Annotated in this window: 18 protein-coding genes; 3 read left to right on the top strand and 15 right to left on the bottom strand. The window is 74.3% G+C overall.

Annotated features, from left to right (window positions below; genetic code table 11):
• Positions 1-63 precede the first annotated feature (63 nt).
• The 5 genes from ABZ449_RS18690 to ABZ449_RS18670 form a co-directional block, all read right to left on the bottom strand.
• Entirely contained in the window at positions 64-3,009 is a 2,946-nt protein-coding gene (locus tag ABZ449_RS18690) for a M48 family metalloprotease (protein WP_360346909.1), read from the bottom strand.
• Positions 3,010-3,567: a hypothetical protein gene (locus ABZ449_RS18685; RefSeq protein WP_360346907.1), complete on the bottom strand. Its 558-nt coding sequence runs from the start codon at positions 3,565-3,567 to the stop codon at positions 3,010-3,012. It lies immediately after the preceding gene.
• A gap of 118 nt (positions 3,568-3,685) precedes the next feature.
• Positions 3,686-4,456 (bottom strand): nucleotidyltransferase family protein, encoded by a 771-nt coding sequence (locus tag ABZ449_RS18680; RefSeq protein ID WP_360346906.1) that lies wholly within the window; start codon positions 4,454-4,456, stop codon positions 3,686-3,688.
• 295 nt (positions 4,457-4,751) lie between these two features.
• A complete protein-coding gene (locus ABZ449_RS18675) occupies positions 4,752-6,233 on the bottom strand; it encodes an SDR family NAD(P)-dependent oxidoreductase (RefSeq protein WP_360346904.1) in 1,482 nt (493 codons plus the stop codon).
• Positions 6,234-6,343: 110 nt separating this feature from the next.
• A complete protein-coding gene (locus tag ABZ449_RS18670; RefSeq protein WP_360346902.1) occupies positions 6,344-7,867 on the bottom strand; it encodes a carbohydrate binding domain-containing protein in 1,524 nt (507 codons plus the stop codon).
• Between the two features lie 611 nt (positions 7,868-8,478).
• On the opposite strand from ABZ449_RS18670, the gene ABZ449_RS18665 reads away from it, so the two are divergent.
• A complete protein-coding gene (locus ABZ449_RS18665; protein WP_360346900.1) occupies positions 8,479-9,432 on the top strand; it encodes an aldo/keto reductase in 954 nt (317 codons plus the stop codon).
• A 49-nt stretch (positions 9,433-9,481) separates the two neighbouring features.
• Here the strand turns inward: ABZ449_RS18665 and ABZ449_RS18660 are convergent, their stop codons facing one another.
• The 4 genes from ABZ449_RS18660 to ABZ449_RS18645 all read right to left on the bottom strand — a co-directional run bounded on the left by ABZ449_RS18660 (position 9,482) and on the right by ABZ449_RS18645 (position 14,041).
• On the bottom strand, positions 9,482-10,084 hold the full coding sequence (locus ABZ449_RS18660; protein ID WP_360346898.1) for a GNAT family protein: 603 nt from the start codon (positions 10,082-10,084) through the stop codon (positions 9,482-9,484).
• Positions 10,085-10,166: 82 nt separating this feature from the next.
• Positions 10,167-10,850: a nitroreductase family protein gene (locus tag ABZ449_RS18655; RefSeq protein ID WP_360346896.1), complete on the bottom strand. Its 684-nt coding sequence runs from the start codon at positions 10,848-10,850 to the stop codon at positions 10,167-10,169.
• Between the two features lie 116 nt (positions 10,851-10,966).
• A complete protein-coding gene (locus tag ABZ449_RS18650) occupies positions 10,967-12,604 on the bottom strand; it encodes an ABC-F family ATP-binding cassette domain-containing protein (RefSeq protein WP_360346894.1) in 1,638 nt (545 codons plus the stop codon).
• Between the two features lie 213 nt (positions 12,605-12,817).
• Positions 12,818-14,041 (bottom strand): hypothetical protein, encoded by a 1,224-nt coding sequence (locus tag ABZ449_RS18645; protein WP_360346892.1) that lies wholly within the window; start codon positions 14,039-14,041, stop codon positions 12,818-12,820.
• 553 nt (positions 14,042-14,594) lie between these two features.
• On the opposite strand from ABZ449_RS18645, the gene ABZ449_RS18640 reads away from it, so the two are divergent.
• A complete protein-coding gene (locus tag ABZ449_RS18640; protein ID WP_360346890.1) occupies positions 14,595-16,208 on the top strand; it encodes an ABC-F family ATP-binding cassette domain-containing protein in 1,614 nt (537 codons plus the stop codon).
• A 21-nt stretch (positions 16,209-16,229) separates the two neighbouring features.
• Here ABZ449_RS18640 and ABZ449_RS18635 read toward each other — a convergent pair whose 3' ends face one another.
• From ABZ449_RS18635 to ABZ449_RS18610, 6 genes are all read right to left on the bottom strand, one after another.
• Complete coding sequence (locus ABZ449_RS18635; protein WP_360346888.1) at positions 16,230-17,651, bottom strand: S41 family peptidase; 1,422 nt, start codon at positions 17,649-17,651, stop codon at positions 16,230-16,232.
• A 318-nt stretch (positions 17,652-17,969) separates the two neighbouring features.
• Positions 17,970-18,620, bottom strand: coding sequence for a Pr6Pr family membrane protein (locus tag ABZ449_RS18630; protein WP_360346886.1), 651 nt, complete (start codon positions 18,618-18,620; stop codon positions 17,970-17,972).
• Between the two features lie 176 nt (positions 18,621-18,796).
• Positions 18,797-19,486 (bottom strand): response regulator transcription factor, encoded by a 690-nt coding sequence (locus ABZ449_RS18625; RefSeq protein WP_360346884.1) that lies wholly within the window; start codon positions 19,484-19,486, stop codon positions 18,797-18,799.
• A gap of 137 nt (positions 19,487-19,623) precedes the next feature.
• Positions 19,624-20,892: a histidine kinase gene (locus tag ABZ449_RS18620; protein ID WP_360346882.1), complete on the bottom strand. Its 1,269-nt coding sequence runs from the start codon at positions 20,890-20,892 to the stop codon at positions 19,624-19,626.
• A complete protein-coding gene (locus tag ABZ449_RS18615) occupies positions 20,889-21,866 on the bottom strand; it encodes a hypothetical protein (RefSeq protein WP_360346880.1) in 978 nt (325 codons plus the stop codon). The genes ABZ449_RS18620 and ABZ449_RS18615 overlap by 4 nt, the downstream gene beginning before the upstream one ends.
• Before the next feature lie 81 nt (positions 21,867-21,947).
• Positions 21,948-22,505: a GNAT family N-acetyltransferase gene (locus ABZ449_RS18610; protein ID WP_360346878.1), complete on the bottom strand. Its 558-nt coding sequence runs from the start codon at positions 22,503-22,505 to the stop codon at positions 21,948-21,950.
• Between the two features lie 434 nt (positions 22,506-22,939).
• Between ABZ449_RS18610 and ABZ449_RS18605 the strand changes: the two genes are divergently transcribed.
• Positions 22,940-24,157 (top strand): CaiB/BaiF CoA-transferase family protein, encoded by a 1,218-nt coding sequence (locus ABZ449_RS18605; protein ID WP_360346914.1) that lies wholly within the window; start codon positions 22,940-22,942, stop codon positions 24,155-24,157.
• Position 24,158 lies beyond the last annotated feature (1 nt).

The following is a 24,158-nucleotide window of genomic DNA, read 5'->3' as shown; positions in this document are numbered from 1 at the left end:
GGGAAGTCGGCCCGGCCGACTTCCCACTCCTCCTCCTTGCCCCGGGCAGCGGACGCGGACGGCTCAGGCGGGGCGGTCGCAGACCGCCGCGACGCCCTTCGCGGGCGGGCGGGTGGTGCCCCGGTAGCCGCCCGCGCGGAGGATCCCGTCGATCCCGGCGTTGACCGATTCCGCGCAGCGGCGGGCCGCGGTCAGGTCGCCGAGGGCGTTCTTCAGGCCGTCGAAGTCGTGTGCGGTCAGGGCCTGTGCGCAGCGGCGGCTGCCGTTGTCCGCCCGGGTGGCCACCGCGTGCCAGTCGGCCCGTAGGCGCGGGTCGGCGGGCACGCGGAACCAGATCGTCTCGAACCAGGCGGCGCTCCCCCAGCGGGCGCAGGCCGGCCGGAGGCGTCGGTCCAGCGCGGCCCAGTCGTCCTTGGCGGCCTGGGCCTCCCGGATCGCGGCGTTCAGGCGGCTGTCGTACGAGACCGCGAGGTCGATGAGATCGTCGCCGCTGAGGCGGTACCAGGCCCGGATCTGCCGCAGGCGGGTGGCCTCGGACAACTGTGGGTCCGGGAGCCCCCAGTACTGCACCAGGGAGCGCTGGGACGTGACCTGGTCGAAGGTGAAGCCCAGCCGGTACCTCCACCGGGCGCCGTCCGCCGCGGTGCCCGCGACCGCCACGGCGCACAGCAGGATCACCGCGAGGCGGCGTGCGCGCCGTCCACGGGCCCCCGGTCCGCCGGTCCGGACGTCGGGGCGGACGGACGGGCGTGTGTCAGGCCGCCGTCCACGCCGGACGGCCGTCACGGCGACCGTGCTGAGCGCGGCGACGACGGCGATGAGCCCGGAGAGGACGAGGGCGTTGTTCAGCACGAACGTGAACGGGAACAACGGCCTCGACCAGGCCGGACGCCAGGCACAGCCGTCCGAGAGGACGTCGAGCGGGGTGACGCAACCGTCCACGGAGACGAGGAGCGTCACCGTGGCGAGCCCCAGCAGGGCTGCCGTCTCGGCGGCGATCAGGGCGCCCAGCAGCCGGTAGCGCCGGTCGGCGGTGCTCGCCACGGCGGCGGCCAGGCCCGCGGGCAGGCACAGCGCCGCCAGCAGGAGGCTCGCGTACCGCAGGGCGTAGAGCCCGCCCCGCGCGTCCGGTACCGGCTGCCCGGTGTGGATCCAGGCCTGGACGCCGACGACGGCCAGACCCGCCAGCACCCCACCCGCCAGCCCCGGCAGCAGGACCTTGCGCAGTGGCGCCACGGGGCCGTCCGGCCGGGGCAGGTCCGGCAGCCAACGCGGGGGCCGGCCCGCCGTACCGGACGCCCAGGCGAGCAGCGGCACGGCCCACAGGACGATGACGGCCAGTGAACCCATCGGCGTGTCGGTGATGTTCGCCAACTGCGGGTACGCCGTGGCGAGGCCGGGAATCCTGGTCAGGTCCCCGGTCGGGGCGGCCGAGGGAAGCCACTGCAGGATGGACTGGGCGACGGCCTTCGCGCTCGGATCGTCCCTGTTCAGGGCCATGGCCCCGGCGAGCATCCACCAGGTGAGCCATGACGTCATGGCGAGGCAGCCGGCGGCCAGGCAGAGCGTGAGCGCGGGGCGCGGGGTCCGGCCCCGCGAGGTGCGGGTCCACAGGTGCGCGCACTGGGTGGTCCACCAGCCGAAGGCCGCTCCCACCGCCACCGGTACCAGCAGGACCGCCGGTCGCTGCGGTTGCCAGGCCCAGCCCGCGCCCCAGCCGCTGAGGACCAGGCCGGCCGACATCCCGGCGCCCAGCCACCCTCCGGCCCACGCCCCGGAGGGCACGCGGCGCCCGGTCAGGACGGCGTACACCACGGCCCGCCACAGGGCGACGACGATCACGCCGGTCACCAGGGCACCGGGAACGACGACGAGCACCGTCATCAGGTTGTTGGTGAAGTTCGCGCGGTACAGCGCGATCTGCCGGAGCACCTGCTGCACGGCCAGGACGGGCACGGTGCCGATGAGGAAGAGCGGCAGGACGGCGGTGCGGAACAGCGGCGCGGGATCGGTCAGCGCGCCCTGGCGCAGGCCCCAGCGTGGATGGGTGCGCCACAGTTCGAGGAAGGCGTCGACCGCGCGGCGCACCGCGCTCCCGGGCGGCGCGGCGGTCATGGTCCAGCCGTGCGGGTCCGCGCCCCAGCGCACCGCGGCCAGGTCGGCGTAGATCTCCCGGCTGCGCAGCGCGTCGGAGCGGGCGAGGTACAGCAGCACGACCATCACGACGGCCAGCGCCACGGCCCGGTTCAGCTGCGGCACGCGGCCGTCCGCCACCACGCCGTAGATCACGTAGCCCAGGCAGAGCACGTACGGCAGCAGCACCAGCGCGAGGAAGACCCGCCACAGGGCGACCGTGAGGTACGTCAGGGTGACGTCCCGGTTGGCGATGTGGGCGAGCTCGTGCAGCAGCACCGCCCGGAACCGCTGCGGATCGCGGTGCCGGACGGCGAGCAGGCCGCCGTGCAGGCAGACGACCGGGCGGCGGGTGCGGCCGAAGACCACCGCGCTGACCGAGGCGGCCGCGGGATCGACCACCACCCGGGGTGTCGGCGCCACGCCCGCCGTCGTGCACAGTTCGGTGAGCAGGGCGAGGAGTTCGCCGTCCGGATCGACCGCGGCCAGCGGGAGGACGCGGCTGCGCCGGGTCCTCCAGCGCGGCAGCGCGGCGAAGAGCAGGGCGGCCACCACCAGCAGGAGCAGCGGCCAGGCGGCCACCTGCCACCACGGCGGCGCGGGCGCCCAGAGGGAGAGGCAGAAGCGGGAGGCGGTGGCCTGGCCGGTGATGCTGAGTGACGTGTTCCAGTAGCTGCCGTCGGCGGGGTCCACACCTGCGGCGAGCGTGCACCCGGTCTCGTCCCCGTCGGCCATGACCCTGACCACTTCGAGGATCATGGCGCCGCCGGCGGTGAGCATCAGGAGCAACAGGACGACGAACCGGGGGCCGGTGCCCGCGCCGAGGACCCGCTCGTCGATCCGCGGCCGCCCGGGCGGTGCTCCGGCGGCCTCCACCTAGTCCTGCCCGGTGCCGGAGGGGTCGGTGGGGCCGGCGGGCGGCTCCGGTTCCCGCGGATCGGGGGCTTCCAGTGCGCGGGACAGGGCCAGCCGGGCCACGACCGCGTCGGCGATCTCCTCGGCGCGTTCGGGCACCAGACCGCGCTGCTCACCCGCCGTCAGGACCATGGTCCGCACCTCGACCAGCTGCTCCCGGGTCAGCGGCCGGAGCTCGGCCGCGGGGGCCCGCCGCCGGAACACCCGCCGCACCAGGCCCGTCGCCCCCCGTGAGGCGCGGTCCACCGTCGTGGCCACCATCCGCTGCGCCACCTCGTCGAGCACCAGCCACACGACGGGCGTCACCAGGGCGGCGACCTCCCCGATGCCGAACCCCAGCGGCTCGCGCCGGCCTCCGCCGCGGCTCAACCGCCGCACCACCGTGGCGTCGTCGAAGCGGCGGAGCCCCTCCACCAGGAACAGTTCGTCCGGTGCGAGGGCCTCCACGACCGACCGCACCACGTCACGCACCAGTACGGTCGGCCGGCCGTCGCCGGTCGTGTCCGTTTCGGATCCCACGCGTCCCCCAGAGCTCCGAGAGTCCATCCGGCCCGCACGGGCTCGGCGCGCCGGACCGTCCACTGTGGCACGGAATGTGACGGACCGACAGGACTTTTCCCGAGCCTGTGCCATCCGCTCACGGGGCCTCCCGGGGGCCCGGTCGAGCGGGCGTTCCGGGAGTCACGGGCCCGCGAACCGGGTCCGCGAACCGGGCCCGCAACTCCCGGAGGTCACCGGGGGTGTTCACCGCGCACCAGAAGCCGTCGGCGCGGAAGCCGGCCAGCTGCCCCAGGCGCACCAGCCGGGGCAGGGTGGTGTCCGCGTGGTCCCCGTCCTCCGGCAGCAGGGGGACGACCCCGGGCGCGAAGGCGTACACGCCGCCGTTGACCGTACAGGTGGGCGGGGGCGGCGCGGCGAGCTCGGCGACCCTCCCCGAGGCGTCGCAGACGACCGTGCCCTTCGGCAGCCGGGGCGGGACCAGGGCGACCGTGGCCAGGGCCCCGCACCGCACGTGGTGCGCGCCCAGCGCGGCGAGGGGGAACTCGGCCCAGATGTCGCCGTAGACGGCGAACCACGGCTCCTGCGGCGCCGGAAGCGCGCGGGCCGCGAGTTTCAGCCCGCCGCCCCGCCCCAGCGGCGCGTCCTCCACGACCACGGTGGTGCGGACCGGGGGGCGTGCCGCGCGCAGGTAGTCGGTGATCACCCGCGCGCGGTAGCCCGCCGAGACGACCACCGACTCCACGCCCGCGTCGGCGAACCGGTCGAGCTGGTGGCGCAGCAGCGGTGTGCCGTTCACCTCGACCATCACCTTGGGGTGGAGGTCCGTGTACGGGGCGAGGCGCGTGCCGCGTCCGCCGGCGAGGATCACGGCCTGACGGACCGGGGGAGCGGCCTCCGGTGAGCACATTCCCGACCTCCCGGGAGCGACGGCGACGCGGGTGGCCCGTGACGCACCGTGGACAGCTACCCGACCCGTTCGCCGAGGAACCACCTCCCCGGCACTCCGGCCGGGGAGCGGAGGTTCTGCCGCACGGGAAGTCGGCCCGGCCGACTTCCCGCTCCACGCCTCCGGGGGAACCCTGACGCAAGATCAGGGCGGCCTCCCGAGGGGGTGCCGAGAGCACGCGCTGGCGCCGGAGTCGCCCGTCTCGGCTCCCACTCGCCCTGGTGCGACCGCTACGGCACCTGAGCCCCGGGACCTCTCACCACTCCGCCACCCGGTAGTCCTTGAGGAACACGCCCGACACCGGATCCCCGGCCTCGCCGCGGACGATCGGGTCGTAGACCCGGGCCGCGCCGTCCACGATGTCCAGCGGGGTGCGGAACCCCCGGGCGGCGATCCGGGCCTTCGTGGGGGCCGGGTTCTCGTCGGTGATCCAGCCGGTGTCGACGGCGCACATGTGCACGCCCCGGGTGGCGAGTTCGGCCGCGCTGGTGCGGGTGAGCATGTTGAGCGCGGCCTTCGCCATGTTGGTGTGCGGGTGCCGGGCCGTCTTGTTGCGGGCCGCGAACCGGCCCTCCACCGCGGTGACGTTGACGATGTAGCGGGCGGGGCGCGGCGAGGCCAGCAGCAGGGGCAGCAGCCGGTCGCAGAGCAGGGCCGGGGCCAGCGCGTTGACCAGCTGGGTCTCCAGGACCTCCGCCGGGTCGAGCGAACCGAGCGTGGCGGTCCAGGAGTTGGCGGGGGCGAGGTCGGGCAGCAGCCCGGCCTCGTCGGTGAGGTCCAGCAACGACCCGACGCCGGACGGGAGTCGGGCGGGGCCGCCGGCCGGGCGGAACCCGGGGGCGTGCTCGATCGCCCGGCGGTCGGCCGCGGGCAGGGCGTCCCGCTCGCCCGCGGCCAGCAGCGCGTACGACTCGGGCGGGCGGCGCAGCGTCTGCGCGGCGTTGTTGACCAGGATGTCGAGCGGGCGCCCCTCGGTGCACAGCCGCTCGGTCAGGCCGAGCACCTGGCGCGGGTCGCGGAGGTCGATGCCGACCACCGTCAGCCGGTCCCACCACCGCGCGCTGCCCTCGGCGGCGCGGAAGCGGCGGACGGTGTCCTGCGGGAAGCGGCTGGTGACGATCAGCTCGGCGCCGTCGCGCAGCATCATCAGGGCGAGCTGGAAGCCGATCTTCACCCGCCCGCCGGTGAGCAGCGCCCGGCGCCCCCGCAGGTCGGTCCGCAGGTCGCGGCGGGCGGTGTTGTCGGCCGCGCAGTCCGCGCAGAGCATGTGGTAGAAGCCGTCGACCCGGCGGTAGGCCTGCTTGCAGACGTAGCACTTGCGCGGCACCAGCAGCTCGCCGACCGGTCCGCCCGCGGCGGCCAGCGGCGCGTCCTCGCGGCGGGTCCGGCTGCCGGTCGCGGTGGTGGCGAGCAGGTCGGCGTCGGCCTGCCGCATGGCGTGCCGGGCCTCCTGGCGGCGGCGCTTGCGGCTCTCCATCACGAAGGAGCTGAGCTGCCGCTCGGCGTGCAGCCGGGTGCGGTCGTGGGCGGGCAGGTCCCGCAGCCGGCCGAGGGTGCGGCTGAACGCGGCGAGCTCCTCGGCGCTGACGCCCTCGGCGCTGACCTCGGCCGTGCTGACCTGCGCCGCGCTGACGTCCTCCGTGCTGACGCCCTCCGCGCTGACCTCGGCCGCCCATGCGGCGTCGTCGCAGGTCGCAGTGGTCGTGCTCAGCTGGATGTGGTCGTCCCGGACCGTCATGTCCGCCCCCTCGTGCCGTACAGGTGGGAGGGACTGTAATCGACGGTCCGGGACGATGAGATGCCAATTTCCGCCGGTCCGGGGCTCGGCCCGGAGGCTCCTGCCCGGGCTCAGCCCGCGTACTGTCCGAGGAGCTTCGCGAACTCGTACGGCTGCTGCGGGATGTTGGTGCACTTGGACAGCGAGCCGCCGGTGCAGGCGTTGGCGTCCCGGGTGGCGTCCCAGAAGGAGAGCATCCCGAGGTGGTTCTGCCGGGCGAAGGCCACCAACTGCTGGGCGTCGGCCTGGTTGTAGACCTGGTGGTCGTCGTTCTCGCCGATCATCGGCGTGACGCCGACCATCGCCCACAGCTGGGCGTCGGTCTTCGCCGGGTGGAGCGCCTTGAGCTGGCCGAACAGCGACTGCGCGGCCTGGACGGCGGCGTCGCCGTAGTCGGCCCCGCTCCGGTAGTAGTCCATCGCCATGATGTTGACCAGGTCGACGGTCACCCCGGCGTCCCGGGCGGACTTGACGATGGCGACGCCCTCGGCGGTCAGGCCCTCCGGCAGGACGGGCAGGGTGAAGGACACCTTGAGGCCCGGGTGGGCCTTCTGGAGCTTGGCGAGTGCGGCCGAGCGGCGGTCGTTGGCGGCGGTGTCGGCGATGGCCGCGCCCTCGATGTCGAAGTCGACGTAGCGCAGGTCGTAGGCGCTCACCACGGCGTCGTACTCGGCGAACAGCGAGTCCACCGTGGTGCAGGCGGCGGCGAGTTCGGTGCCGGCGGCGCCGCCGAAGGAGACCTTGACGTCGCCGCCGGCCGCGCGCAGCGCGTCCACCTGGTCCTTGGCCCAGGCGGTGCGCGGGTCGTAGGCGTTGAACCAGCTGGCCTTGCAGCCGACGCCGGTGACGAAGCCCATCGTGTAGCCCTTGAGGCCGCCGGCCTTGGCCAGGTCGGGCATCGAGGGGGTGGGCCAGGCGCCCATGTCGATGTACGGGGCGACCGGGAGCGCGACGTTCGGCGCCGGGGTGGTCGGGCCGCCGGTGGGGCCGCCGGTGGGGGTACCGGTCGGGCTCGGCGGGGTCGAACTCGGCGGCGGGGTGGACGGGTTGCCGCCGCCCGGCCCGGTCAGGGCGATGTCGTCGGCGAGGTAGCCGCCCTGCCCGTACCAGCCGTGCAGGTACACGTTGACGCTGGTGGTGGCCGGTCCGGTGGTGAAACTGGTGGACAGCTGCTGCCAGCCGGGGCCGCCGGCCGTCCAGGTGGCCGGGTCGGTGACGCCGCTGCCGGTCGCGCCGAGGTAGACGTACTGGCCCTGCACCCAGGCGCTGAGGGTGTACTTGGTGTTGGGCTGGACGCTGACGCTCTGGCCGCACTGCGCGGTGTCGCTCGCGCTCACCGCCCCCTTGAGTGCGTACGTCCCGCCGTGCGCACCGGAGTCGACCACGCTCCCGGTGCCGGCGGAGCAGCTCCAGGGGCTGACCGCGCCGCTCTCCAGACCGCCGTTGGCGAGCAGGTTGCCGTCGGCGGCACCGGCGTTCCCGGCGAGGACGGCCAGGCCGCCGGCGGCGAGCGCGGTGGCGGCGGCGAGGCTCAGCAGGGTGGTCCGGCCGGCGGGGCGGCGGTGCGTGGGGGCGTGCAGGGGCGCGCTGGGCATGGGGGTGCCTCTCGGGACGTGGAGGCCGCCCGCGCCGCGAGGGGGGAGGCACGGGGCGGGCGGCGGCCTTGGGGTGGGCCGGTGCGGGGGAGCGCGGTGCTGAGCATCAAACTGGACTAGACCAGCTGTGCACGTCAAGCACTTCCCGGTCCCGGGCGGCCCACCGGCGCAGGTTTTAGGAACGGTTAAGAGAGCTCTGCGACGGGCCCGTGGAGATCTCGGCACGCCCTTGCGGCCGCTGTGACGGGCCGTTACGACCCGTGCGGAAGGCCGAGGGTGGGGCGGATCCCGCCCGGGCAGGACAGTCGGCCGGAGCTCGGGTCGGCGGTGCAGACGGTCGCGGGAGCCCGATGGCGCAGAACAGGATGCCGACGGCAGTTCCGCCCTGGGACATGTCCACCCCCGTGGATCGTTCTGTCGAACGCGTGAGCCATCGTCAGGAGGACGGCGATCACCGCCGTCCGGTTCCCCGGCGAATCCTCCGCGCGGGCCGGACGGAATGCACTTGACCTCGAGTGCGCTCCAAGGTGAATGCTGAAGGCGTTGATCACGCACCACCACGCACGACCACGGATCACGCACCACCACGCGAACCACGAGGGAGCACCGTCATGCGCAACGCCCCGTTCGGTACCAACGGCCCGGAGATCGGCGTCATCGGTCTCGGCTGCATGGGGATGACCTGGGCCTACGGCGTGCAGAACCGGGACGACGAGAATTCCGTCCGGGTGATCCGGCAGGCGCTGGACCTCGGCGTCGGCCTGATCGACACCGCCGACATGTACGGCCCGTACACCAACGAGGAGGTGGTCGGCGCCGCGCTGGCCGGCCCGTACCGGGAGCGCGCCTTCCTGGCCACCAAGGTGGGCATCGTGCCGGGCGGCGCGGGCCAGCAGGAGCGCAACGGCCGGCCCGAGCACGTGCGCCGCTCGATCGACGAGAGCCTGCGCCGGCTGGGCACCGACCACGTCGACCTCTACCAGCTGCACCGGGTCGACCCGGACGTCCCGATCGAGGAGACCTGGGGCGCCTTCGCCGAGGTCGTCGCGGCGGGCAAGGCCCGGAGCATCGGGCTCTCCGAGGCGACGGTCGAGGAGATCAAGCGGGCGCAGTCCGTGCACCCGGTGGCCTCGGTGCAGTCCGAACTGTCGCTGTGGACCCGGGACGTGCTGGCCGACGTGCTGCCGTACACCGAGGAGCAGGGCATCGCCTTCCTGCCGTTCTCCCCGCTCGGCCGGGGCTTCCTCACCGGCGGCATCACGTCCTTCGACGAGCTGCCCGCCGACGACTTCCGCCGCCGGCTGCCGCGCTTCCAGCAGGACGCGCTGAAGGCCAACCTGGAGTTGGTCAAGGCGGTGCGGGCGGTCGCCGAGCGGATCGGCGCCAGCCCCGCGCAGGTGGCGCTGGCCTGGGTGCTGGCGCAGGGCCGGTACGTCTTCCCGATCCCGGGCACCCGGACGCCGCGCTACCTGGTGGACAACGTGGGCGCGGCCGGGATCGAGCTCTCGGCGGCGGACCTGGCCGAGCTGGACGCGCTGCCGGCGGCCACCGGCTCGCGCTACTGAGCGCTGTCGGGGGGCTGCCGAGGGCGCTGCCCGCGCCGGAACGCCGGTCTCAGCGCTCCATCACCCAGACCAGCTGCCGTCCGGTCTCGCCCGGAGCCCGGACGGCGGTCTCGGCGACCCGGTCCAGCCGGTAGCCGAGCTTGCGCGGGACGGCCGCGCTGGCGCCGTTCGCCTGGTCGCAGCGGATCTCCACCCGGGTGATCCCGGGCAGTGCCAGCGCGGCCTCGGTCAGCGCCCCGGCCGCGGCGGTGGCGATGCCGCGGCCGACGTGCCCGGCGGCCACCCAGTAGCCGATCTCCAGCGCGCCCGGGCCGATCCGCCCGTGCAGGCCGAAGGCGCCGATCACGCCGCCGGGTTCGGCGTCCAGGCCGGCCAGGTACATGAAGTCGGTGCCGGCCTCCCAGGCGGCCGCGCCGGCCCTGGTCAGCTCGGCGGTCTGCGCCCGGGAGGGGGCCTCGGCCGCCCACTCCATCCAGGGCCGCAGGTGGTCCAGGTTGGCGCGGACGGCCCGGTTCAGCGCCGCCGCGTGGGTGCTGCGGCGGCGGCGCAGCCAGAGGCCGCCGGGCAGCCGCAGCCGCTCCGGCGGCCGCCCGGCGGTCACCTCCACGACCGGCCGGGCGAGGCCACAGGACCGTGACTGTGCTGGGCTCATGACGGCGATTATGTCCTTGGCCGGGACCTGTCACCATTCGAGTCCCTCCGGTGGCGGGCGTGTCCGGCCGCGCCCCGGCGCGTCAGAGCCGGACCATCACCTCGTCGAGCTCCTTGCGCCGCAGGTCCGGCACGCGCGCCCCCTCGGCCGGGTAGCCGACCGGGATCACGTACGCCGCGCGCTCCTCCGCCGGGCGGTCGCACACCTCGTTGAGGAACCTCATCGGGCTCGGGGTGTGGGTCAGCGTGGCCAGCCCGGCCTGGTGCAGCGTGGCCAGCAGCAGCCCGACCGCGATCCCCACCGACTCCTTGGTGTAGTACGGACGCGGCGAGTCGGGGCCCTTGTGCACCTCGAACACCACGATCACGGCCGGCGCGTCCTCCAGGAACGGCTTGCGCCAGTCGGTGCCGATCGGGGCGAGCGCGGCCAGCCACTCCTCCGACGCCCGGTGGCCGTAGAACTCCCGTTCCTCGGCCTCGGCCGCCTCCCGTAGCCGCCGCTTGCGCTCCGGGTCGGTGATCACCACGAACCGCCAGGGCTGGACGTGCGCGCCGCTGGGCGCGGTGCTCGCCGTCCGGACCGCCCACTCGAGCACCCCGTCCGGGATCGGGCGGGTGGAGTAGTCGCGGACGGTCCGGCGCCGGGCCATCACGTCGTGGAAGGACCTGCTGCGGGCCTCGGCCTCGTGGGCGGGCACCGTCATGGGGGTGAGCGGGACGGTCGGGTGGGACGTTCCCGCCACGGCGCTGTCTGTGCTGTCAACCATGGCGGACAGCACAGCACATGACGGCCCCTCCGGGAAGAGGTACAGACCGGGAGGTAGAGACCAATTGCCGGGTCAGCGCCGATCCGGCAACGACCCGGCAACGACCCGGCGTCGGCTCAGAGCTCGTGCACCCGCCCGTCCCGGACCTCGATCCGGCGGTTCACCGACACCGTGTCCAGCATCCGCCGGTCGTGGGTGACCAGCAGCAGGGTGCCGGTGTACGAGCCGAGCGCGGACTCCAGCTGCTCGATCGCGGGCAGGTCCAGGTGGTTGGTGGGCTCGTCCAGCACCAGCAGGTTGACCCCGCGGGCCTGCAGCAGCGCCAGCGCGGCCCGGGTGCGCTCGCCGGGGGAGAGGGTGCCGGCCGGGCGCAGCACGTGCACCGCCTTGAGGCCGAACTTGGCCAGCAGGGTGCGCACGTCCTCCGGCGAGAGCTCCGGCACGGCGGCGGCGAAGGCCTCCGCCAGCGGCTCCCCGCCCAGGAACAGCCCGCGCGCCTGGTCCACCTCGCCGACCACCACGCCGGAGCCCAACGAGGCGCTGCCGCCGTCGAGTTCGAGCCGGCCGAGCAGGGCGGCCAGCAGCGTGGACTTGCCCGCGCCGTTGGCGCCGGTGATGGCGACCCGGTCGGCCCAGTCGATCTGCAGGTCCACCGGGCCGAAGGCGAAGTCCCCGCGCCGGGCGGTCGCCCCGCGCAGGGTGGCGACCACCGAGCCGGAGCGCGGCGCGGTGGCGATCTCCATCCGCAGCTCCCACTCCTTGCGCGGCTCGTCGACCACCTCCAGCCGCTCGATCATCCGCTGGGTCTGGCGGGCCTTGGAGGCCTGCTTCTCGGTGGACTCGGCGCGGGTGGCGCGGGCCTTCTTGTCGTTGTCGCTGCCCTTGCGGCGGGCGTTGCGGACGCCGTGCTCCATCCAGTTGCGCTGCATCTGCGCCCGGGCCTCCAGCGAGGCCTTGGTGTCGGCGTACTCCTCGTACTCCTCGCGGGCGTGCCGACGGGCCACCGCCCGCTCCTCCAGGTACGCCTCGTAGCCGCCGCCGTACAGGTTGATCTGCTGCTGGTGCAGGTCCAGCTCCAGCACCTTGGTCACGGTGCGGGCCAGGAACTCGCGGTCGTGGCTGATCAGCACGGTGCCCGCGCGCAGGCCCTTGACGAAGGACTCCAGGCGCTCCAGACCGTCCAGGTCGAGGTCGTTGGTGGGCTCGTCGAGCAGGAAGACGTCGTAGCGGGAGAGCAGCAGCGAGGCGAGGCCGGCCCGGGCGGCCTGGCCGCCGGACAGGGCGGTCATCGGCAGGTCCAGCGAGACCTTCAGCCCGAGCGAGTCGGCGACCTCCTCGGCGCGCTCCTCCAGGTCGGCGCCGCCGAGGTCCAGCCAGCGCTCCAGGCTCGCCGCGTACGCGTCGTCGGCCCCCGCCCGGCCCTCGACCAGGCCCTCGGTGGCCTCGTCCAGGGCGGCCTGCGCGGCCGCCACGCCGGTGCGGCGGGCCAGGAAGTCGCGCACCGACTCGCCCTCGCGCCGCTCCGGCTCCTGCGGCAGGTGGCCGACGTTGGCGCTCGCCGGGCTCAGCCGCAGCGAGCCGCCCTCGGGAGTGTCCAGGCCGGCCAGCAGCCGCAGCAGGGTCGACTTGCCGGCACCGTTCACGCCGACCAGGCCGATCACGTCGCCGGGGGCGATGACCAGGTCCAGGCCGGAGAAGAGGGTGCGTTCGCCGTGGCCGGCGGTGAGGTCCTTGACTACGAGTGTCGCGCTCATGATGGGGCCGATTGTAGGAGGAGCGACCCGGGCGGCGGAAAAAGCGGGGGCCGCGGCTGTGGCAGCCGCGGCCCCCGGACCACCGCTCGGCGGATCACTCGGCCTTGATCACCCGGCCTCGGTCACTCGCCCGTGGCCACTGGCCACTGGCCACTGGGCCCGGGGCCCTGGCCGTTCGGCTTCGATCACTCGGCCTTGATCGCTCGGCCTCGGTTACTTGGCCTTCTTCGAGAAGTACTCGAACATGTGCTGGGCCACGTCCTCCAGGTACGGACCGGCCTCGTAGGTGTTCGCGCCGTTGCCGATGGAGGTGTCGCTGACCAGGGCCGGCTTTCCGTCCTTGGTCGCGTACCAGCCGCCGCCGCTGCTGCCGCCGGTCATGTTGCAGCCGATCAGCAGCATCGCCGGGCGGCTCGGGTCGCCGGTCTTCTTGGACGGCTTGCCGCCGTCGCAGTGCTCCAGCTCCACGCCGTCGAAGGGCTTGCCCTCCGGGAAGCCGTAGTTGCTGACGGCGCCGACCTGGTCACGCGGGGCGTTGAACCAGAGCGGGACGGAACCGCCGACGGTCTCCTCCAGCGACTTGCCGCCCGGGTTGGGGTTGGCGACCTTGATGATGCCGAAGTCGTACTGGCTCCACGGGCCGCCCTTCTCCGGGTCGGCCTCGGCGGTCCACTGCGGCGAGACCATGCCGGAGGTGGCGGTCCACTCGCCGTACGGCTCGGCGTCCTCCAGCTTGGCCTGCTTGTTGCCGTTGCTCAGCACGCCGTTGCTGTTGAAGGCCGGGGCGAAGGTGATGTCGGTGTAGTACTTGTTGCCCTTGCCGCCGTGCAGGCAGTGGCTGGCGGTCCACACCAGGTTGCTCTTGCCCGGGTTGGCCGGGTCGGAGACGACGGTGCCGGAGCAGACGTAGTCCTCGTTGCCGTCCTTGAAGAAGATCTTCCCGTTGACGTGCATGTTCTTCGGGAACGGGTGCGCCACGGGCTTGGCCGGGACCACGGCGGGCAGCTGGTCCGAGCCGCCGCCGGGCTGGGCCGCGGTGGGCTGGGCGGTCGGCTGGGCGGTGGACGCGCTGGTGGCCGGCGCGGCACCGGTGGGCTGCGCGGGCGGCTGGGTCGCCTCCGGGGCGGGCTGCGGCAGCGGCTTCGGCTTGGCCTCCAGCAGCTTCTGCAGGGTCCAGTAGCCCTTGACCGCCGGGGTGATCACGTTCGCCTGGGCCCACTTGTCCCAGTCGTCGAGCTTCCAGGTCTTCAGCTCTTCGAGCGTCGGAAGCTTGATCGGAGCCGCGCCCGGAGTGCCGGCGGCGGTGGCCGCGCCACTGGGAGCCGCGGTCACGGCCGGGTCGGCGTTGTCGGGGCCGCACGCGGTGGCGACCACCATGGTCAGCGCGACGACGGAGGCGCCCAGGACGGCACGGCCCGGCCGGGATATCGGTGACATGAGTTCAAATCCCCCTGTTGACTACCGCCATGCGGCCCGTTCCCCGGGTGCGGCCCCACTCGGCCGCAGGCATGGCAGGGGAGGAGTCTGCCATGCGGCCGGGGAACTCCTGACATCCGCCCCGGGCCGGTCCGGGGCCGTCACGGGACCAGGACGAGGTTGTCACCGGTTGGGCACGGGATCGGCACCCGGCCTCCGCCGGGGCCGCGGTCGGGCCCCCGCCGGGGTCCTCCGTCGGGGCCCGCTCCGACCTCGCGGCCGTCCGGCCGCCGGTAAACCGGTTGCGGGCGGCGTGCGGGCTGCCTACCGTGGTCCGGGTCATCAGCCAGACAAGGAGAAGGCCGTTGCTCTACTGAGGTCCCGGGACACCGCCCCCGCCGCGCAGGCACTGCTGCCGTCGCGCGGTGCGCGAGTGTGCGACCTCAGTCACGGCCCGTGGCGCTCCTCTGCGTGACGCCACCCCTTCGTCTCCTCCGGCCGTCCCCGGTTCCGCACCCGCGGTGTCTCCCCGTGTTGCTCACCACCCCTTCGGCAACCACCCCGGGAGGCCTGTATGGCACACCACCCCACCACCACCGCCGTCCTCTGCACCGAGCTCTCGTTCGAGTGGCCCGACGGCAAGCCCGTCCTGGACGGCTTCCAGCTCGCCGTCGGCCCCGGCCGCACCGGCCTGATCGGGCTCAACGGCGCCGGCAAGTCCACCCTGATGCGGCTGATCGCCGGCGAGCTCACGCCCACCGGCGGCACCGTCCGGATCGACGGCGAACTCGGCTACCTGCCCCAGGGATTGACGCTCGACACCACAGTGAGGGTGGACGAGGCGCTCGGCATCCGCGGCGCCCGCGAGGCCCTGCACGCCATCGAGTCCGGCGACACCGACCAGCGCCACTTCGACGCGATCGGCGACGACTGGGACGTCGAGGAGCGCGCCCGCGCCACCCTCGACCGGCTCGGCCTGCACCGCCTCGCCCTCGACCGCACCACCGGCGAACTCTCCGGCGGAGAGGCGGTGCTGCTGCGGCTGGCCGCCCTGCTGATGGCCCGCCCCGACGTCCTGCTGCTCGACGAGCCCACCAACAACCTCGACCGGGCCGCCCGCGAGCGGCTCTACGAGGCGGTGGCGGGCTGGAACGGCGTGATGCTGATCGTCAGCCACGACCGCGAACTGCTCCGGTACGTCGACCAGATCGCCGACCTTCGGGACGGCGAAGTCACCTGGTACGGCGGCAACTTCGAGGAATACGAACGCACCCTCGCGGCCCAGCAGGAGACGGCCGAGCGGCTGCTGCGCAACGCCGAGGCCGACGTCCAGCGCCAGAAGCGGGACTTGGCGGAGGCCCGCGTCCGGCTGGACCGCAGCGCCGCGTACGGCAAGAAGCGCTCGGTCACCCGCAACGACCCGCACATCTTCGCCGGGATGCTCAAGCGCAAGGGCCAGGAGACGGCCGGCCGTCTCCAGGGCATGCACACCGAGCGCCTGGAGGAGGCCAGGGCCCGGCTCGGCGCGGCCGAGGAGGCGGTGCGGGACGACGCCGAGATCCGGATCGACCTGCCGCGCACCGCCGTCCCGGCCGGCCGTACCGTGCTCACCCTGGACAAGGTCCGGCTGCCCTACGGCACCACCGCCGACCTCGACCTGCGCGGGCCCGAGCGGATCGCCCTGGTCGGCCGCAACGGCGCCGGCAAGTCCACCCTGCTGCGCACCATCGCCGGCGAACTCGCCCCGCTGGAAGGGGAGGTCATCACCCCGGTGCCGCTGCGGCACCTCCCGCAGCGGCTCGACCTGCTGGACGACGAGCGCTCGGTCGTGGAGAACGTCAAACTGTTCGCGCCCGCCGCCGGGGACAACGCGGTCCGTGCCCGGCTCGCCCGCTTCCTGTTCCGGGGCGCCCGGGCCGACCAGCCCGCCGCCACGCTCTCGGGCGGCGAGCGGTTCCGCGCCACGCTGGCCGCCCTGCTGCTGGCCGACCCGCCGCCGCAGCTGCTGCTGCTCGACGAGCCGACCAACAACCTGGACCTCGCCAGCGTCCGCCAGCTCACCCAGGCACTGGCCGCCTACCGGGGCGCGCTGATCGTGGCCAGCCACGACCTGCCGTTCCTGCGCGGCCTGGGGCTCACCCGGTGGCTGGAGCTGGACGGCGCACTGCGGGCGGTGGAGCCGATGTAGCGCTCACGGCTGCTGGTCCTGTCACTGCTCCTGGTTGTCCTGGACATCCTCGGCGAGCATCCGGCGGGCCGTACTCAGGGCCGAGTCCCTGAGTGCGGCCAGCTCGTCCGCGGTGAACACCGGGGTGCGGACGTTCGGCGGGATGCCCGGTCCGTCGAAGGTGCCGCCGTCCCGGGTGAGGTACTTCTCGTTCGGCAGGACGACGATGAAGTCCGGCGAGAGCGTCTTGACCAGCACGTCGGAGAAGACGCCCTGGGTGTTCTCGCCGACCCGGAGCACCTTGGGGGAGCGGCCCATCATGGCCTGGGTGAAGGTCTCCGCCGCGCTGGTGGAGATCGAGGAGGTGAGCACCGCCACCGGACCGTTGAAGCGCGCGCCCGCCGAGGGCCGCACGGTGATCGGCTCGGGCCGGGTGAACTTCGTCGGGTCGGCCGGATCGTTGCGCGCGACCTTCCGGTAGGCGACGTACGGGCGATCGGTGAGCCGGGCGGCGATGTGCAGCCCGAGCGCGTCCGAGCCGCCGCCGTTCAGCCGCACGTCGACGACCAGCCCGGCGAGGCGGTCGGGGCCGGCCAGCACGGCGTCCAGCGCCCGGTCCAGCTCGTCGAGCTGGCTCTGGTGGCCGCCGTCGGCGTACCTGCTGAAGCTGCTCACCCGGAGGTAGCCGATGCCGTCGGGAAGCCGGCCCACGCCGAGCCGGCCGTCGGCGAAGAGCCGCTCCGAGCCGGTGAGCTGGGCGGCCGACGCCTGCCGGGCGCGGGCGGCCAGCTCATCGGTCTCGACCGTCGACCCGGGCCGCTGCCCGCTGAAGACGCCCTCGGGCTGCCCGTCGACCACCCGGGCCAGTGCGGTGTGCGCGTCACCGAGCGGGCGGAGCATGTCCACGAAGACGGCCTGCAGCTCGTCGGCGGTCGTCGCCGGGGTGATCGTGCGCCGCTTCTCGTCCCGGACGGCGTGCCAGTCGATGCCCTTGGCGGCGAAGAAGGGGTAGTTCTCCTCGAAGTTCTCCCAGAACCGGTCGAAGACCGCGAGCGGGTCGTTCGGAGCCGGCGTGGTGCACAGCGACGGCAGGGCGTCCAGCCGGGTGAGCGTCTTGCTGCCGACCCCGCCCTCCTCGCGTTCCACGGCCCGGTTCCGGCCCTTGGGGGTGAGGGTCAGGGCGAGGTCGTCCATGGCGTAGCGGGTGGTGCCGTCCGGGCCGGGCGCCGCGGTCCGCGTCCCGGTCACCCAGCCGGGCACGCAACTGTGCGCCGTCACGTCGTAGGTGGTGAGGCGGTCCCCGGAGACCGCCATCAGCAGACCGTAACCCTCCATCCGCCAGGCCCCCTCCAGCGGGTTCGCCCGGCCTCCCTCGGCCGCTGCCGCCCCCGGCGCCGCCAGCCCCACCGCCGTCGCGAGCGCCACCGCCGCGACCGCCGCCCTGCCCGTGCTCCTGCGTGTCATCTCCGGCCTCCGCCGAACCCCGGTCTCCCCCGCGGAACCCCTCCGCCACCGCTCCCGTCCGACGCTACGGCGGGCCCCACCGGCCGCGCGTCATCCGACGAGCCGCGGCCGCTTCCTCCTCCGGGCCCATCCGCTTCCTCCTCCAGGAGCATCCGGAGCCGGGCGGAATGGTCCCCGGCGGTCTCGACAGCCGGTCGGTTCGCCGTCGGGCGGGCTTTCTGGCGACAGGCGGAGCGTCAGTTCTGCGGCGTCAGACGCGTGGTGGCAGGACTTAGGTGTCAGGAGTCCGCGTCAGGAGTGCGGCGTCGGGAGCGCTCGTCAGGCCTGGGGCGCCGGTCGCAGCCGGACCGCGATCCGCGTCCCGAGCCGGTCCAGCCCGACGACGAGGGCGGCCAGCACCACGAACTCGACGGTCAGCAGGGCGATCTGGCCCCAGACGTAGCCGTAGCCCTTGGTGGTCGGGTCGAAGAAGAAGTAGGGGTAGGGCATCGGGTAGTCGTCGAACAGCGCGTTGCGGGTGAGCACGATCGCCGCGTAGCCGAGCGGGAAGCACAGCCAGAGCGGTATGTCCTTCCACGCCGCGGCGTTGCGCGGCTTCAGCACCAGCCAGTCGACGATCACCATCACCGGCGTCACGTAGTGCAGGAAGAACGACGACCAGTGCGCCAGCCTGTCCGGCCCGCTCACCAGCCCGGGCAGCGGGTTGGCGCCGTGTTCGAGCAGGATGTGCGAGACCAGCCCGGTGATCAGGATGTACAGCGTGGCGGCGCCGCGCAGCCGGGGCGCGGGCGCGTCCACGGTGCCGCGCTTGAGCATCCAGTACACCGCGCCGACGAAGTAGCCGAACACGATCACGTTGCTCTGCACGGTGAAGTAGACCAGCGGCGCGGTTCCGAGGATCAGGCCGAGGCCCGCCGAGAGCACGATGCCCATGCGCCACCAGAGCGCGGGTCGGGTTCGGACTGTCATGCGGCCACCAGTTCGTTCCAGGCGATACGGGACGTATCGGAAGTTTGCGGGGGAAAGCCGCACTCTACTCGCTGGTGACGATCGGACGGAATCCGTGTTCGACGCTCCCGGGGCACAGGGGGCCGCGGCAGGACCAGCCGAGGCCCTGGCGGGACCGGCACGTGACTGAACCGGCGTCAGCCCGGCAGCACGAAGCCCGACTCGTACGCCGCGATGACCGCCTGGGTGCGGTCCCGCGCGCCCAGCTTGGCCAGCACGCTGCCGACGTGCGTCTTCACCGTCTCCTGGCTCACCACCAGCTGCCGGGCGATCTCGCCGTTGTTGAGCCCGGTGGCCATCAGCCGCAGCACCTGGCCCTCCCGCTCGGTCAGCCGCCCGATCGGCCCCCGCCCCGCCCGGTCCGCCCGCTCGGCCTCCCGGCGTCGGTCCGCGCCGTGGCGCAGCGCCAGTTCGCGGACGGCCGCCGGGAACAGCAGCGAGTCGCCGCGCGCGACCAGTCGCACCGCCTGCACCATCTCCTCCGCCCGGGCCCGCTTCAGCAGGAACCCGGTGGCGCCCGCGCGCAGCGCGTCGTACACGTGGTCGTCGTGCTCGAAGGTGGTGACCACCAGGATGCGCGGCGGCACGGCCATTCCGTTGACCAGCTGTTCGGTGGCCCGGATGCCGTCGATGCCGGGCATTCGGACGTCCATCAGCACCACGTCCGGGCGCAGTTCGCGCACCAGCGGGACGACCTCGGCGCCGTCGGCGGCCTCGCCGACCACGGTGAGGCCCGGTTCGCTGTCGATCACCACCCGCAGGCCCAGGCGGACCAGTCGCTCGTCGTCCGCGATCACCACCCGGATGTCGTCGGCGCCCCGGCCCATGCCGTCGCCCCCGCCCCCGCCCCCGCCCCCGCCCCCGCCCCCGCCTTCGACCGCGTCCGTGCCCTCGTCGCCTCCGTCGCCTCCGTCGCCTCCGTTGCCTCCGTTGCGTCCGTCGCCTTCATGGCGTTCTTTCCCGTTCACGTCGTCCCTCCCACCGGCAGCCAGACGGCCAGCCGCCACGTCGTTCCGTCCTCGCCCGGCCCCGCGGTGCTGCCGCCGTGCAGGGCCGCCGCCCGTTCCGCGATCCCGCGCAGCCCGCGTCCGCCGCCGGGGCGGCTCGGCCGGCCGGAGCCGAGGGGGTTGGTCAGTTCGATCCCGAGTCGGCCGTCGGCCAGGTCGACCCGCAGCCCGGCCGGGGCGGGCCCGGCGTGCCGCAGCACATTGGTCAGGCCCTCCTGCACGATCCGGTACGCCTCGCGGGAGACCGCCTCGGGCAGCCCGGACAGCCCGGGCGCCAGCTCGGCGTCCACCGCGACCCCGGCACGGCCGAGCTGGCGCAGCAGGTCGTCCAGCCCGGCGAGGGTGGGCCCGGACGGCCCGGCGGCCGCCTGGTCCTCCTCGCGCAACAGCCCGAGCACGGTGTCGAGTTCGGCGACGGCGGCGCGGGCGGTCTCCTCGATCGCCGCGAGCGCCTCGGCGGCGAAGTCCGGGTTGCTGCGCAGCACCCGGGCGGCGGCCGAGGCCTGGATGCCGACGGCGCTGAGCGCGTGCCCGACCGAGTCGTGCAGTTCGCGGGCCAGCCGGTTGCGCTGGGCGAGCACGGTGGCCCGGCGCTCGGCGGCGGCCACCCGCTCCTCCGGCGTCGGGCCCAGTAGGGCGGGCGCCCAGCGGGCCAGCAGCGCGCCGCAGACGGCGTTGGTGCCGACGATCAGCAGCAGCACGCCGAGGCCGAGGGCCGGGCCGGTGACCAGCCAGCCGGGGAAGTGCCGCTCCCACGCCCGGACGAACTCCCTCGTCCCCGCGAAGCCGCAGACCAGCACCACCGCGAAGGGGGTGCCGGCCAGTGTCATCCCGGCGACGACCCCGCCGAACAGGACGTGCAGCACGTACCAGAGCGCGGTGCGCCGGCGGGCGGTCCAGGAGCGGGCAGGTCCGGTGGCGAGTTCCTCCGGCCGGGCCACCGCGCACAGCGCCCGCGCGGCCGCGCCCTCCAGCCCGCGCACCGTCGGCACCAGCGCGGTGACGGCGGCCATCGGCAGCGAGGTGAGCAACGACAGGGCGTACAGCAGCAGTTGGCGGGCGGGCGACTGGTTCGGGTTGAGCGCCCCGAACAGCACCACCGACAGCATCCAGTACGGCATCAGCAGCGCGCCGCCCAGGACCAGGTGCACCCAGCGCAGCCGGGCCCGCCGCCCGAACGCGGCCCCCGCCGTACGCCGCAACCGGCTGTCCACCCCCGTGATCACCCGCGCGACTCTACGGCAGCGGCGCGCCGGCGGGCGCCCCGTTCGGTCAACGCCGTCGCCCCGACCGTCAGGACCAGCACCGCGGCCACCACCTGGGCGGTCTGCACCAGGGGCATCAGCCCGGGGACGGCGCTCCGCAGCTCGGTCACCCGGGTCGTCGTCGCCCCGAAGGCCACCAGCTGCCAGCCGCCCCAGCCGAACAGCGAGCCGGCCGCCGTCCACACCACCAGCAGCGGCCCGAGCAGCCGGCGCCCCGGCCGGATCCGGAAGACGAGGACCAGCAGCGCCACCGCCGCGGCCACCGCCATCACCGCGGCCACCCCGTCCATCACCGCCACGCCCCGGTTCCGCTCCTCCACCATGCTCTGCGGCAGTCCGGCGGTGCCGCCGAGCGCCCAGTAGGCCCGGCCCACCGCGACGCCCGCGGCGAGCAGCGCGGCGACGCAGGCGAGGGCGCGCTGCACGGTCAGGGTGGGGGAGTCGGGCAGGTCGCCGATCCGCTCCCGCAGCAGCCCGGGCCAGCGCCGGCGGGCGTACAGGGCGAAGGCGGTGAGCAGGGAGAGGCCCTGGACGCAGAAGCCGCCGTACACGACGAGGAAGACCCAGTCGCCGACGCCCTTGTCGTCCGGGGCGGCGCGCTCCGGCCCGAGCACCAGGAGGCTCAGCAGGTACAGCGGCAACGCGACCAGGATCGTGCCGAGCAGCCCGGTCGCCGCCCACATCGGGAACGCGACCAGCCCGGCCGGCGCCCGCCGCCCCCACGGCCGGACGAACGCCAGCGCCAGGGCCACGGCGATCGCGTCCATGCCGAAGGTCAGCAGGTTCACCAGCCACAGCCGGTCCATCGCGCCGGGGTTGTCCGCCCCCACCGGATGCCCGGTCAGCCAGAGCAGCTTCAGCGTCAGGTACGGCCCGGTCGCCGCCACCGCCGTCCACGCCGCCCCGGCACGCACCACGTGCTCGTTGATCCTCATGCCCCCACCGTCCCGCCGGGCCCCGCCCCGCGGCCTCCGCCCGGGGCGCGATCCCGCTCCCCCTGGCGGGGGATCTCCGGCTCAGGCCGGTGCGACGGCCGGGGCCATCCGGTGGATCACCCGGTCCTCCTCGTCGGTGCGACCGTCCGGGTCGGCGACCAGCCCGAGCCGCTCGGCGAGCCGACGCGAGGGCAGGTTGTCGGCGTGGATCAGGGCGACCACCGGGATGCCGGGGAAGCGCGGCAGCGCCTCGGCCATCGCCGCCCGGGCCGCCTCCGCCGCGAACCCCAGGCCCCAGGCGGACGGCCGGAACCGGTAGTAGAGGTTGAACACCCGCTTCCCGTCCAGCGTGTGCAGGTACAGCCCGGCGAACCCGATCACCGTCCCCGGGTCCTCCCCGGTGGCGACGGCGCAGTACCCCACGCCGTCCCGCACCCAGTCGGCGACGAACCCGTCCAGCATCTCCCGGCTCTCCGCCCGGTCCCGCTGCGGTCCGTTCGGGTTGTACCGGTTGGTCTCCGGATCCCCGTGGATCGCGAACACCGCCTCCAGGTCCCCCTCCTGCGGCCGGGTCAGCACCAGCCGCTCGGAGACGGCGACGACCGTGCGGGCGGCGGTCGGATCGGTGGTGGTGGTCATGGCGCTCCCCGTGTGTCATGTAATGGCTACATGGCAAGATAGACTATTACCTCGGCCTGCGCCCACCCATTTCCGCCCGCCCGCTGTTCGCTACAGGATCGGCTCGCAGTCGATCGCCTTGCCCCCGGCGGTGAGGAACTGCCGCCATGCCTCGGCGGTGTCGGGGAAGGGCCCCTGGAGGGAGATGTCGGAGTCCATCCGGAGTCCGGTCGGAGGCGAGACGAAGGGGGATCCGCGGGGGATCCGAGCGGGAGTCGCGGGGGCATCGGCGGGGGGATCGGCGACGCGGCGTGCCGGAGGAGGTCTTGTTACCGGCGAGTCGCTTGCCTATCATCCCGAGTGTTACAGCTTTACTGTCAAACCCATCGGGAAGGGTTCAGCAGCCAGTGGGTGACACGAGCAGTGCGCCGGCGGCCGGGGGGCCGCTGGCGGGTGTGCGGGTGGTGGAGCTCGCCGGGATCGGGCCGGGGCCGTTCGCGGCGATGCTGTTGGGGGACCTTGGGGCGGACGTGGTGCGGGTGGACCGCCCGGAGCCCTCACCGCTCGGCACCGACCCGGCCTTCGACCTCAGCAACCGCAACAAGCGCTCCGTGCTGATCGACCTGAAGTCCCCCGAAGGTCCCGGGCAGGTGCTGGACCTGGTCGAGCGGGCGGACCTTCTGATCGAGGGCTACCGGCCGGGCGTCGCGGAGCGCCTCGGGGTCGGGCCCGAGGACTGCCTGGCGCGCAACCCGGCGCTGGTGTACGGCCGGATGACCGGCTGGGGGCAGCGCGGCCCGCGGGCGGCGACCGCCGGGCACGACCTCGGGTACGCGGCGGTCGCCGGGGTGCTCGGCATGGTGGCGGCGCCGGGCGGTGCCGACGAGGCCCCCGGCATCCCGGCGAACCTGCTGGGTGACTACGCGGGCGGCTCGCTCTACCTGGTCGTCGGCCTGCTCGCCGGGCTGCACCACGCCCGGGCCACCGGCGCCGGGCAGGTGGTCGACGCCGCGATCGTGGACGGCGCGGCCCACCTCGGCAGCATGCTGTGGGGCCTGCTCGCGGCCGGCCACTGGCAGGACCGCCGGGGCGTCAACCTGCTGGACGGCGGCGCGCCGTTCTACGCCCTCTATCGGGCGTCCGACGGCGGGCACCTGGCCGTCGGTGCCCTGGAGCCGCGCTTCTACGCCGAGTTCGCCCGGCTGCTGGAGCTGGGCCCCGACGCGCCCGGCCAGTACGACCCGGCCCGCTGGCCCGAGCTGCGGTCCCTGATCGCCGCCCGCTTCGCCACCCGGACCAGGGCCGAGTGGGAGGCCGTCTTCGCGGGCTCCGACGCCTGCGTGGAACCGGTACTGACGATGCGTCAGGCCGCCGCCGACGGCCATCTGTCGACGCGCGGGACGTACGTCGAGGTGGACGGAGTCACCCAGCCCGCCCCCGCCCCGCGCTTCTCCGCGACCCCCGGCGCCCTGCGCCGCCCGCCGGCCCGGCCGGGCGCGGACACCGGCGAGGTGGCCCGCGACTGGGGCGTGCCCTCCCTCGGCCCGGTCGTCCCCTCCGGCGGCCTCGGCGTCCCCTCCCGCGACCCGGGTGGCGCCTCCACCGGCTCCGGCAGTACCTCCACCGGGCCAGGCGTCCCCTCCCCCAACCCCTCGGCAGAGCAAGGAGAGTAGC

Source organism: Kitasatospora sp. NPDC005856 (assembly GCF_040629945.1).
In the GTDB taxonomy this organism is placed as follows: Bacteria; Actinomycetota; Actinomycetes; order Streptomycetales; family Streptomycetaceae; genus Kitasatospora.
Note: the sequence above shows the minus strand (reverse complement) of the source record. Positions and strands in the feature narration are given on the sequence as shown.

Bases quoted from the DNA above. Each gene is read 5' to 3' on its own strand.
- ABZ449_RS18680 (WP_360346906.1), bottom strand. From the start codon at position 4,456: ATGTGCTCACCGGAGGCCGCTCCCCCGGTCCGTCAGGCCGTGATCCTC.
- ABZ449_RS18675 (WP_360346904.1), bottom strand. From the start codon at position 6,233: ATGACGGTCCGGGACGACCACATCCAGCTGAGCACGACCACTGCGACC.
- ABZ449_RS18670 (WP_360346902.1), bottom strand. From the start codon at position 7,867: ATGCCCAGCGCGCCCCTGCACGCCCCCACGCACCGCCGCCCCGCCGGC.
- ABZ449_RS18665 (WP_360346900.1), top strand. From the start codon at position 8,479: ATGCGCAACGCCCCGTTCGGTACCAACGGCCCGGAGATCGGCGTCATC.
- ABZ449_RS18660 (WP_360346898.1), bottom strand. From the start codon at position 10,084: ATGAGCCCAGCACAGTCACGGTCCTGTGGCCTCGCCCGGCCGGTCGTG.
- ABZ449_RS18655 (WP_360346896.1), bottom strand. From the start codon at position 10,850: ATGGTTGACAGCACAGACAGCGCCGTGGCGGGAACGTCCCACCCGACC.
- ABZ449_RS18650 (WP_360346894.1), bottom strand. From the start codon at position 12,604: ATGAGCGCGACACTCGTAGTCAAGGACCTCACCGCCGGCCACGGCGAA.
- ABZ449_RS18645 (WP_360346892.1), bottom strand. From the start codon at position 14,041: ATGTCACCGATATCCCGGCCGGGCCGTGCCGTCCTGGGCGCCTCCGTC.
- ABZ449_RS18640 (WP_360346890.1), top strand. From the start codon at position 14,595: ATGGCACACCACCCCACCACCACCGCCGTCCTCTGCACCGAGCTCTCG.
- ABZ449_RS18635 (WP_360346888.1), bottom strand. From the start codon at position 17,651: ATGACACGCAGGAGCACGGGCAGGGCGGCGGTCGCGGCGGTGGCGCTC.
- ABZ449_RS18630 (WP_360346886.1), bottom strand. From the start codon at position 18,620: ATGACAGTCCGAACCCGACCCGCGCTCTGGTGGCGCATGGGCATCGTG.
- ABZ449_RS18625 (WP_360346884.1), bottom strand. From the start codon at position 19,486: ATGGGCCGGGGCGCCGACGACATCCGGGTGGTGATCGCGGACGACGAG.
- ABZ449_RS18615 (WP_360346880.1), bottom strand. From the start codon at position 21,866: ATGAGGATCAACGAGCACGTGGTGCGTGCCGGGGCGGCGTGGACGGCG.
- ABZ449_RS18610 (WP_360346878.1), bottom strand. From the start codon at position 22,505: ATGACCACCACCACCGATCCGACCGCCGCCCGCACGGTCGTCGCCGTC.